This is a genomic window from Romboutsia sp. Marseille-P6047, assembly GCF_900604535.1.
In the GTDB taxonomy this organism is placed as follows: domain Bacteria; phylum Bacillota; class Clostridia; order Peptostreptococcales; family Peptostreptococcaceae; genus Romboutsia_E.
Genome location: NZ_UWOT01000014.1, coordinates 80,095 through 90,461 on the forward strand (window position 1 = coordinate 80,095; position 10,367 = coordinate 90,461).

The following is a 10,367-nucleotide window of genomic DNA, read 5'->3' on the forward strand; positions in this document are numbered from 1 at the left end:
ATATATGTTAGAATGTCATTTTTTGTTAAATAAATGATTTATTCTATTAAATATTCTTTTAATTCTTCAACATAATATTCTATTTGATTTATAAATTTATCTAATTCATATCTATTCATATTTATGCCTTTTTCTTTTTTAAATATATCACTACTAGTTAAAACTATGTCCTCACTACATTTATAATAATTTGATTTAAGATCAACCTTTACATTTTCTTTAAGCTTTTTAATAAATTCCTCTATTTCATTTAAACTACTCTTATTTTGATTCTCATATCTTACCTTATCATAAATTATTTTACCTAAAGCTCCACTAATTGTTCCTGCTATAAATAATGGTGGACAATACATCATAAGAGCTGATCCTATAGTCATAGATGCAGCACTTGAACCAACTGCTGCACTATATACTGAAACAATCCCTCCTGATGTTATTCCTAAAAGAGCACCTGTACCTACTGTGGCAAGCATTTCATTTATATTTAAATCATCTTTATCCATTTTATATGGACTTTTATTTAAAAACTCATCTTTATAGTATATACTTTCTACACACTTATTTATATTACTATCTATTTCTTTTTGAATTTCTTTTAAACATTCATCCCATTCATTAAAAAATAAATCATCTAGTTCTTCTTTTCTTCCATTTAAACACTTATTTATATATCCTTCATTTATATAGTCTTTAGCATATTCTAAATTTTCCTTAATCTTTTCAAGTTCATCATAAAAAAACAATCTATCTATCCAATCGTCTATTTCAAAATTCATCTTAGAAGTTATATAATCTAGCTTTTTTCTAAGCATTTGTTCATATTTTTTCACTTCTTCATATAACATTGTTATACTTTTAAAGTAATCATAGTTAGTTATTATTTCTCTTTGAATAATTCCTTTAAGAGAATTTTCAGTGCTACTTTCTTTTATATCTATTGAGCTATTATATAATTCATCTATATATTTTAATAAATCATAAAAATTATTATTTAGTTCACTACGCTCAGTTTCATCATCTTCATTCTTATACTCTTTATAAGAAGATATTAAGAAGAACTTATCAATATAAAGTCCATACTCTTCTTGTATGTACTCTAAAACTTCTTCTTTATTATCTTCTAATAAATCTCCTTTATTTACTATTCCTACAATAGACTTTTTAAGTGTCTCTATCAAATCTAAAGAATTTATTATATCTTCTTGTCCTATATGAGTACCATCTATTACAAATAAAATAATATCAGCATTTTGTATATAGCTTAAAGTTCTATTTTCATTTTTTGTAGTCATACTTCTTAAACCTGGGGTGTCAACTATATTTATTTTTTTTAATAAATCTAAATTTAATTTAATTTTATAAATTCCATCCTCAAAGTTATTTTCATATTTTTCTCCATAACTAGCTTCTATTATTGATGATGTTGACTCAAGTACATCAACCTCACTTATATCTTTTTTTAGTAAAGTGTTAAAAAAAGTTGATTTACCTGATTTAACCTCCCCTACTATTACTATATTTAACGGCTTAGATTCGTTGTTTTGTAAAATTTCTATACTCTCTATGTTATCATTTAAGTTACCTTCAACAATGCTTTTAAAAGGTATATTATCTCCTTCACTTAATATACTTCTCAAAGGAGATTGTAAAAGCTTTTCTTTTATTTTATACATAGATTCTTTTATTTCTTTCATAATATCACCTCAAATTTTTCACAATATTATAAATTATTTCTAATTCTGCTATGTGACTATTTATATATTCTTTACTCAAATATTTTTCTTTAAATGTATTATATTTAACTAACTCCACTTTATTTTTAATTAATTCAAAATTAGCTTCTACATCACAAATACATTCATCAATCAAAGTATTTAACTTGCCATAGATTTGATTTTTTATATCTAGATCATCACTAGAAACTCTTTTAAAACTTTTACTTCTCATATAATCTAAAACTTTATCTTTTGATTTTTTTTTTACATTATTTAGCTCTTTTAACGCATTATAATCTATTATAATGTTCTTATTCTTAGTAAAAGATATATGAAAATCTATCTTTTCTATTTCTATATTTTTTTTACCACTATAACTTTTATAATTATTTTCATATAACCTATTTAATTCTTTTTTACAAATTTCTTCTATATCATTTAATCTTGTTTCTATTTCTTTTATATCTATTAATTTATAATATGGTTTATTTTTTATATCGTATAATAAGTCTATTATATATTTTTTATGTATATTTATATTTTCATTTAAGTGAAAGTTTGAATTATTATATATAGATATATCTTTATATACTTCTCTTTTATATTCTTCTATAATTTTCATGATTTTTTGTGACATTAACATTAAGTTTTTATGTTTTGATTTTATTTGATTTTCTTGTGAGGTTTCTTTGAAGTGTCTATTTATAGAGCTTCTTAAAATACTTATATTACTTTTGTTAAGTAGGACAGTATCATTGTTTAAAATGCCATTAACTGCATTCTTTGCAGAAATAAATACTATATCATCAAATATATCACTATAAATCTCCTTAACTTTTGCCTTAACCTTATGTACATTAACCTTATCGCTACTTTCAATTACATCCATTTTATTTACTACTAATATCATATTCTTTCTGCTATTATATAATTTATTTAATTTATTAATATCTGAAATAAGATCATTACTTTTCTTAGAAATAATATTTTGAGCATCTATAATCCATATTATTCCATCAGACTTAATGTAGTAATCTTTTATTGAACTTACCATACTTTTACTTAATATTTGATTTAATCCTGGAGTATCTACAATGATAAAATCATTTAATATACCATTTTTATTAAAATAATACTTTACCTCTACAATATCAGATATATATTGATATTGTTCTTCCAAAGATAATTTTAATCTTTTTAAGTCTTTTATACTTAGATTTTTATTCAATTTATGCTCTCTTAATATATTAAATATTTTCTTTCTAGATTTTCTAAATTTATCTTCTTCTTTATTTATTAAATCTACTCCTTCCTCTAAAGACATTGATACTACAATTTTATCATTGTAAATAATTTCTATTTTTTCATTATTAGATTTACAAAATAAATCTAACTTCCAAGTATTTGGTAAGTCTTTAGTTTTATTAAATTATCTTCTATAAGAGCATTTATAAGTGTAGACTTTCCATAGTTTCCTGAACCTACTATAAACAATAAAAAAGGATGTAATAATTCTACTAAGTTTTCTAAACTAACTTCAATTTCATATCTTATATCATTTAACATTTTATAAGTTCTATTTACATCAGATTCAATTATACTAATCTCTATATTTTCTATTATGCTTATTAAATTCTCAAGAATAGAACTAAATTTTAAAAACTCCTTTTCTCTACTAACAAAACTCATAGATACCAACCTCTAAATTAAGTAAATTATCTACTAAAGTATATGAAACCTTGTAACTCTATATAACTTATTAGAATAGATTAGAATATAATAGTATTAATAAGGAGGAACATTATGTCAAAATTTATGAAAATCACTTATCCAACTTATTACTCCAGATATTTAAATGTTTATCAGGTGGGTAAACCAGAATCCATTGATATAATTTTTATAGTAGAAATTTTAAACAGAGATGATAACAAGGAAAGTTCATTTGACTCTTCAGGTCTAAGAAAACTATTCGATTTAGAAATAGATCAAAATTGGTTTCATAAAACATTAATAAAAATTGGAGAAAGAACAAAAACACATGCTCCATTACCTTCACTTCCATATAAAGATGTTCCATTTAAGCCAACATTAATAAATTTAGCTGAAAATATATTCAATATAATGAAGGTTTCTATTGAAGAAACATTTGAAGATATAAAATTAGTAAGTGTAGAAGTATCAACTTATAAAGATTCCGCTATATATAGCAAAAATTAAAAATAAAACCTAAACTCAATTTATGAATATGGAATATATATTAATACTCCATATTCATATTGTGTCTAGGTTTTAATAAAAATGCTTTAGTTGTTTTAATCGACTAGGATGTCTAAGTTTACGTATCGCTTTAGCTTCTATTTGTCTAATTCTTTCCCTTGTAACTCCAAATACTTTTCCTATTTCCTCTAATGTCTTTGGATCATCATCATCTAGTCCAAATCTCATTCTTAAAACTTTTTGTTCTTGATCACTAAGTCCAGTTAATAATTCTTCTATTTTTTCTCTTAAGTTATGCTGTTCTACCTCATGTATTACAACATCTGCAAAGTTAGCATCCGATGGTATAAATTCAACTAAGCTACTATCTTCATCTTCCTTGATAGGTGTATCTAATGAAACTATACTCTTATCTCTTTTTAATATATCTATAACTTTTTCAACTTCAAGATCACACACTTCCGCAAGCTCTTCTAAAGAAGGTTCTCTTTGAAGTACATTCGCTAGTTCTTGTTTTTTTCTTTTTACAAAATTAATCCTTTGATGAAGATGCACCGGTATCCTTATAGTATTTTCACAATCATCAATATATCTTGTTATACTTTGTTTTATCCACCAAGTTGCATAAGTACTAAATTTATAACCTTTTGTGTAATCATATTTCTCTACAGCTTTTATAAGTCCAATATTTCCTGCTTGAATTAAATCAAGCATATCTACGCTTTCTTTTCTATATTTTTTTGCTATACTTACTACTAGTCTGTAATTTGCATTTATAAATTGTTCTTTAGCATCAGGTGTAGAGTCACAGATTGCTTTTGCTAGTTCTACTTCCTCTACTGCAGACAACATTTTGTACTCTTCAATTTCTTTTAAGTACATTTTCATTGCATTTGATGAATTCGATGATTCCCCGTAAATATAGTTCTCGTAAGTATTTTCTTTTTTAGCCCCCATAATCTAACCCCTTCTATACATATAGTTTATTAAATTCAATATTAAAGTGTCTGTAGCTCTATTTATCTATATAATATGATTGTAATTATGAAAAAATACCAGATACCCGCTATACCATATTGAGTTTTTATAAAAAGTCAATTATTTTATTAAACAATAATTCTACATATATATAAAAAAACCCTTTTATTTTTTTTAATCATCTCAGATTTTACTAAATTTTTTTATAATATTTTTTGTTTATATACTATAAATACGCACTTTATAAAAAATTATGTTTATACAAAATTTTTCATACACTTATTTTATTGTAAATATTATTCTACTATTACCCCTAAATTTCCTCTTTTTTTCTATAAATATTGTATTTTAGGCAAAATAAAAGACCACAAATCTGTGGTCTCTCATTTTCGAACGACGTTATAAATCCCACCATTAATAAATCCTTAGTATTATTGCCCCAACACTTACGGTTTTATCAGTGAATTTTAACCATTTAATAATAACATCATTAAAAATTATAGTCAAGTTTTCTTGTTAATTATTCGTGATGATGTCCACATCCACATCCATGATTTTCATCATGGTTATGTCCTCCACAGCATCCTCCATCTTCATGTCCACCACATCCGCATTCATGATCTTCATGATGTCCGTGTTCATGTCCGCATCCACATCCATCGTGATGATGCTCAGCTTCCATAGCTTTTATTTTTTCTTCCATCTCAAAGAATTCTTTTACCATTGTTTCATATGTAGGAAGTTCTGCATCTGTATCATACTCTTCTCCAGTCCAATCTGCATACATCATTTCATTTCCATTAGTTAATATCATTCTTCCAGCCATAGTTATATTATCTACATCTTCTAAGAAGTCTATTTGCTTTTGTACAGTTTCACCTTCCATAGCAACATCTTCATCTAAGCATTTTACTATTAAAACTGGCGCATAGTAATCCTCATTATCTTTTACATTTACTATTATATCAAGTACACCTTCTGCACCTTCTTCAAATTCTGATAAAGGTACATCTGTATCTATCATATCATGTGGAACTAATAAATCTTCCATTAAATATTTAATTACTCTCTCTTTTACTAATTGTTGTGACATAATTTTAGTACTCCTTCCAAGCTTATGATTAAAAGTAAACCAATGTTTACCTTTTTATAGTATAATACATCAATCTTTTTTTCAATGTATATATGAAAATATTTTTTAATCTACATTTATAATACCCATATTTTATTCTTTCTAAAATCTTTTATAATATTTAAGTTATAAGTAATTCTATTATATATATGATATTTAACATATAAAATGAAATAGTAAGCGTACGCTTACTATTTCATTTATAAGAGATTTAAATATTAAGTTAAAAATTTATTTGGTAATGGTATTTAATTTATATCCAATATGCTCAAGTTTTATACTATATTTATAAATAAACAGATAATATTAATCCCATATTATATTTACATCTATAATTAATATTTAACAATTTTTAATTTAAGCTAATGCTACATCTAAAATCATCATAAGTACAAATCCTAAAGCAAAACCAATAGTACCTATATCAGAATGCTTTCCTTCCGATGCTTCTGGTATTAATTCTTCAACAACAACATATATCATAGCTCCTGCTGCAAAAGATAGAAAATAAGGCATAGCTGGAGTTATAAAACTTGAGAATATAATAGTCAAAGCAGCGCCAATTGGTTCAACAATTCCTGATAATAATCCATAGTAAAATGATTTTGATTTAGTTACCCCCTCACTTCTTAATGGCATAGATATTATAGCGCCTTCAGGAAAATTTTGAATTGCAATTCCAATTGAAAGAGCAAATGCTGCTGCTATACTTATAGTGTTTCCATTATTTAAAATTCCAGCAAAAACAATTCCTACTGCCATTCCTTCTGGTATATTATGCAAAACTACTGCTAGTACAAGCATTGTTGTCTTTCTTATCTTATCACTTTTCATTCCTTCTGGTTTACTATAATTATAATGAAGATGAGGAATAACACTATCCAAAGCAAGCATAAACAATACCCCTACTAAAATTCCAACTGCAGCAGGAATAAACGAAAACTTGCCCATATTACTACTCATATCAATAGATGGTATAATTAATGACCATACAGATGCTGCAATCATTACTCCAGATGCAAACCCTAGTAGCACCTTATTTACTACCGTATTCATTTCTTTCTTCATTATAAATACACATGATGATCCTAATGCAGTTCCTACAAAAGGTATTAATATTCCAATTAAAACATTCATAAAATTCACCACCTTAAAATATTTAACATCATTTGATAATAATTTTCATTTTCTATAATTATATTTTAAATCTATTATTTTATTTTATCTACTCCTATAATATATTTTATAAACATTTTAATTATTTTTTACATATATTATCTAATTATAATAGACTGTTCTTAATTTAAGTATTGTTCTTCAATTTACAACTAAAAATTAGTTAAATAAGTATTTAATTTTATATCTTTATATATTTATTTCATTACATAATGCATAAACAGTTGTCTTGTCACCAACTTTTATGTACAATAAAGTTAATAAATTTAAAATATATTTATATAAAAGGGGAGTTATTATGAATAATACAATTAATAAACAGTCAAATATACATACCTTTCTAAAAAGAAAAAATGTAGAAGTGTCAATCAATCGTTATCTTATAGATGCTCTTAGTTATATGGCACTAGGATTGTTTTCTTCATTACTTATAGGTACAATATTTAATACCTTAGGAGAAATGTTTAATATAACATTATTTACAGAAATAATAAATCCACTTTCAAAACAAGTTACAGGACCTTGTATAGCTATATCTATTGCTTATGGTCTTCAAGCACCTCCATTAGTTATGTTCTCATGTGCTATAGTTGGTGCATGTGGTAATGAGCTAGGTGGCCCAGTAGGAGCATTTGTTGCTGCTGTATTAGCCGTTGAATGTGGAAAAATAATTTCTAAAGAAACTAAAATAGATATAATAATTACTCCCGCTATAACTATATTAGTTGGTGTTTTAGCTGCTCAGATCATTGGACCTGCTATTTCTATTTTTATGAACTCCTTTGGAAATTTAATAATGAATGCTACCGATATGCAACCTTTCATTATGGGTGCTTTAGTTTCTGCATTAGTTGGAATAGCTCTTACTCTTCCTATTAGTAGTGCAGCTATCTGTATGATGCTAGGTCTTAGTGGCCTTGCTGGTGGGGCTGCTACAGTTGGATGCTGTTGTCAAATGGTAGGATTCGCTGTAATGAGTTTAAAAGAAAATGGTATGGGAGGTCTTATTGCACAAGGAGTAGGTACTTCAATGTTACAAATGCCTAATATTATTAAGAACTATAAAATATGGATTCCTCCAACTTTAACTTCTATTATTGTAGGTCCATTGTCTACTACTATATTTAAGATGGAAAATATTCCAATTGGCTCCGGAATGGGTACTAGTGGTTTTGTAGGTCAATTTGGAACTTTAAATGCTATGGATAATTCTATATCAACTTGGATAGGAATTATTCTTCTTCATTTTGTACTTCCTGCAGTCATTACTTTTATTATTTCTGAATTTATGAGAAAAAAAGGATTTATAAATTATGGGGATTTAAAATTAGATTTATAATGTTAAAAGTGTAGTTTAAAATCATAATGACTTTATAACTACACTTTTAAATTAAGTTTTTATCTATTTTTTTAATATATTGTGTTTACAGGAGGAGTTGACACAGATATGTTATCTCCTTCATTTAAAGAGTTTATACGCTTCATATCTTCGCTAGAAATTTCAAAATCAAATATATCTATATTCTCTTTTATTCTATCTTTATTTGACGATTTTGGTATTGGAATTATATTTCTTTGAATATGCCATCTTAATACTATTTGTGGTATTGATTTTTTATATTTATTCGATAATTCAATCATTAAATCATTAGTAAATACTCTTCCTCTAGCAATTGGACTCCATGCAACAACTTGAATATTATTATATTCACAATAATTTACTATATCATTTTTTGTGCTAAATGGATGTATTTCTATTTGATTTACCATAGGCATTATTTTTGCTGTTTTCTTTAACTCTTCTAAATGCTCGATTTTAAAATTGCATACACCTATTGATTTTACTTTTTTATTTTCATATAAATATTCAAAAGCTCTCCAAGTTTCAGCATTTAATTTATTTGGCCAATGAACTAGGTACAAATCTATATAATCTACCTGTAGGTTATTTATTGACTTATTAAATGCTTCAATAGTATTTTCATAGCCATGATCATCATTCCAAAGCTTAGTTACTAAAAATATATCTTCTCTATTTATTTTACTTTCCTTTATTCCATTTCCTATACCAACTTCATTTTTATAAAACGATGCGGTATCTATCATTTTATATCCTAAATTTAAAGCTTCTTTTACTACTATAGCAGTTTCTTTTTCATTTCCAGATTTATATGTTCCAAATCCTATTGAAGGTATACTTATGTTATTAGATAATAATTTTGACTTTATTTTCATATATTCCTCCCCTATATTTTATAATTATCTTTATTTCACATAATATAATTTTATCATATTTAAATAAAAACACCTCAAGAAATAATTATTTCTTGAGGTGTTTTTACAACTTTTAAGTAATTCTATTATATATATCTTTTAGCCCAAAGATATGCATTGTTCCAATATGTAGTATTTATATTAGTCTTTTTAACTGTATCACCTGGTTTCGGAGCATGAATCATTTGACCATTACCTATATATATACCTACATGACTTACACTACCACTTCCATTAGTACTTGAGAATATTAAATCTCCTGGCTGTAAATTTGATCTACTTACAGTTGTACCAGTTTTAGATTGCTCTGTAGAAGTTCTTGGCAATGTTATTCCTAAAGCAGTTTTATATACATAGTAAGTAAGACCTGAACAGTCGAATGCATTTGGACCTTCCGCTCCCCATACATATGGCTTTCCAATTTGTTTATTAGCCAAGTCAACTATAGCTTGAGCTTTATTAGTAACAGTTGATCCAGAGTTGCTAGATGATCCAGAGTTACTAGAGGATCCACCTACATTTACATAGTCTGCACTTACCCATCCAGTTTTTCCACTTGATAGCTTTATGTTATACCATCCATTTGAGCTTCCTATTATCTCTACAGTATTTCCACTATATACTTTACCTATTATAGAGTAACTTGTACTAGCTCCACTTCTTACATTTAGTACAGATGTATTTACTATTCCTGTTTTAATTGTCGTACTTGTATCATTAGATGATCCACCTACATTTACGTAATCTCCACTTACCCATCCAGTTTTTCCACTTGATAGCTTTATGTTATACCATCCATTTGAGCTTCCTATTATCTCTACAGTATTTCCACTATATACTTTACCTATTATAGAGTAACTTGTACTAGCTCCACT

At 26.1% G+C, this 10,367-nt stretch carries 10 protein-coding genes; 2 read left to right on the forward strand and 8 right to left on the reverse strand.

Going from position 1 to position 10,367, the window contains the following annotated elements; genetic code table 11:
- Nucleotides 1-38: 38 nt before the first annotated feature.
- The 3 genes from EIH23_RS13115 to EIH23_RS13125 form a co-directional block, all read right to left on the reverse strand.
- Nucleotides 39-1,694, reverse strand: a complete 1,656-nt coding sequence (locus EIH23_RS13115; RefSeq protein ID WP_122640832.1) for a dynamin family protein — start codon at nucleotides 1,692-1,694, stop codon at nucleotides 39-41.
- A 4-nt stretch (nucleotides 1,695-1,698) separates the two neighbouring features.
- Nucleotides 1,699-3,039, reverse strand: coding sequence for a GTPase (locus tag EIH23_RS13120; protein ID WP_122640833.1), 1,341 nt, complete (start codon nucleotides 3,037-3,039; stop codon nucleotides 1,699-1,701).
- 65 nt (nucleotides 3,040-3,104) lie between these two features.
- Nucleotides 3,105-3,404 (reverse strand): GTPase, encoded by a 300-nt coding sequence (locus EIH23_RS13125; protein WP_122640834.1) that lies wholly within the window; start codon nucleotides 3,402-3,404, stop codon nucleotides 3,105-3,107.
- A gap of 114 nt (nucleotides 3,405-3,518) precedes the next feature.
- On the opposite strand from EIH23_RS13125, the gene EIH23_RS13130 reads away from it, so the two are divergent.
- Nucleotides 3,519-3,932, forward strand: coding sequence for a hypothetical protein (locus EIH23_RS13130; protein WP_122640835.1), 414 nt, complete (start codon nucleotides 3,519-3,521; stop codon nucleotides 3,930-3,932).
- Nucleotides 3,933-4,004: 72 nt separating this feature from the next.
- Here the strand turns inward: EIH23_RS13130 and EIH23_RS13135 are convergent, their stop codons facing one another.
- The 3 genes from EIH23_RS13135 to EIH23_RS13145 all read right to left on the reverse strand — a co-directional run bounded on the left by EIH23_RS13135 (nucleotide 4,005) and on the right by EIH23_RS13145 (nucleotide 7,179).
- Nucleotides 4,005-4,889 carry a sigma-70 family RNA polymerase sigma factor gene (locus tag EIH23_RS13135; protein ID WP_122640836.1) on the reverse strand — a complete coding sequence of 295 codons (885 nt, stop codon included), beginning with the start codon at nucleotides 4,887-4,889 and terminating at the stop codon, nucleotides 4,005-4,007.
- 541 nt (nucleotides 4,890-5,430) lie between these two features.
- The gene (locus tag EIH23_RS13140; protein ID WP_122640838.1) at nucleotides 5,431-6,003 is read right to left on the reverse strand and encodes a type I restriction enzyme HsdR N-terminal domain-containing protein; all 573 of its coding nucleotides are present in this window, start codon (nucleotides 6,001-6,003) and stop codon (nucleotides 5,431-5,433) included.
- Nucleotides 6,004-6,399: 396 nt separating this feature from the next.
- Entirely contained in the window at nucleotides 6,400-7,179 is a 780-nt protein-coding gene (locus tag EIH23_RS13145) for a ZIP family metal transporter (protein WP_122640840.1), read from the reverse strand.
- Nucleotides 7,180-7,516: 337 nt separating this feature from the next.
- On the opposite strand from EIH23_RS13145, the gene EIH23_RS13150 reads away from it, so the two are divergent.
- On the forward strand, nucleotides 7,517-8,557 hold the full coding sequence (locus tag EIH23_RS13150; RefSeq protein ID WP_122640842.1) for a PTS transporter subunit IIC: 1,041 nt from the start codon (nucleotides 7,517-7,519) through the stop codon (nucleotides 8,555-8,557).
- Between the two features lie 71 nt (nucleotides 8,558-8,628).
- Here the strand turns inward: EIH23_RS13150 and EIH23_RS13155 are convergent, their stop codons facing one another.
- Both EIH23_RS13155 and EIH23_RS13160 read right to left on the reverse strand, forming a co-directional pair.
- On the reverse strand, nucleotides 8,629-9,453 hold the full coding sequence (locus tag EIH23_RS13155; protein WP_122640843.1) for an aldo/keto reductase: 825 nt from the start codon (nucleotides 9,451-9,453) through the stop codon (nucleotides 8,629-8,631).
- A gap of 125 nt (nucleotides 9,454-9,578) precedes the next feature.
- Nucleotides 9,579-10,367 (reverse strand): C40 family peptidase (locus EIH23_RS13160; RefSeq protein ID WP_164489080.1); only part of this gene is annotated, 789 nt, incomplete at its 5' end.

Bases quoted from the DNA above. Each gene is read 5' to 3' on its own strand.
- EIH23_RS13125 (WP_122640834.1), bottom strand. From the start codon at position 3,404: ATGAGTTTTGTTAGTAGAGAAAAGGAGTTTTTAAAATTTAGTTCTATT.
- EIH23_RS13115 (WP_122640832.1), bottom strand. From the start codon at position 1,694: ATGAAAGAAATAAAAGAATCTATGTATAAAATAAAAGAAAAGCTTTTA.
- EIH23_RS13145 (WP_122640840.1), bottom strand. From the start codon at position 7,179: ATGAATGTTTTAATTGGAATATTAATACCTTTTGTAGGAACTGCATTA.
- EIH23_RS13135 (WP_122640836.1), bottom strand. From the start codon at position 4,889: ATGGGGGCTAAAAAAGAAAATACTTACGAGAACTATATTTACGGGGAA.
- EIH23_RS13130 (WP_122640835.1), top strand. From the start codon at position 3,519: ATGTCAAAATTTATGAAAATCACTTATCCAACTTATTACTCCAGATAT.
- EIH23_RS13140 (WP_122640838.1), bottom strand. From the start codon at position 6,003: ATGTCACAACAATTAGTAAAAGAGAGAGTAATTAAATATTTAATGGAA.
- EIH23_RS13155 (WP_122640843.1), bottom strand. From the start codon at position 9,453: ATGAAAATAAAGTCAAAATTATTATCTAATAACATAAGTATACCTTCA.
- EIH23_RS13150 (WP_122640842.1), top strand. From the start codon at position 7,517: ATGAATAATACAATTAATAAACAGTCAAATATACATACCTTTCTAAAA.
- EIH23_RS13120 (WP_122640833.1), bottom strand. From the start codon at position 3,039: ATGTCTTTAGAGGAAGGAGTAGATTTAATAAATAAAGAAGAAGATAAA.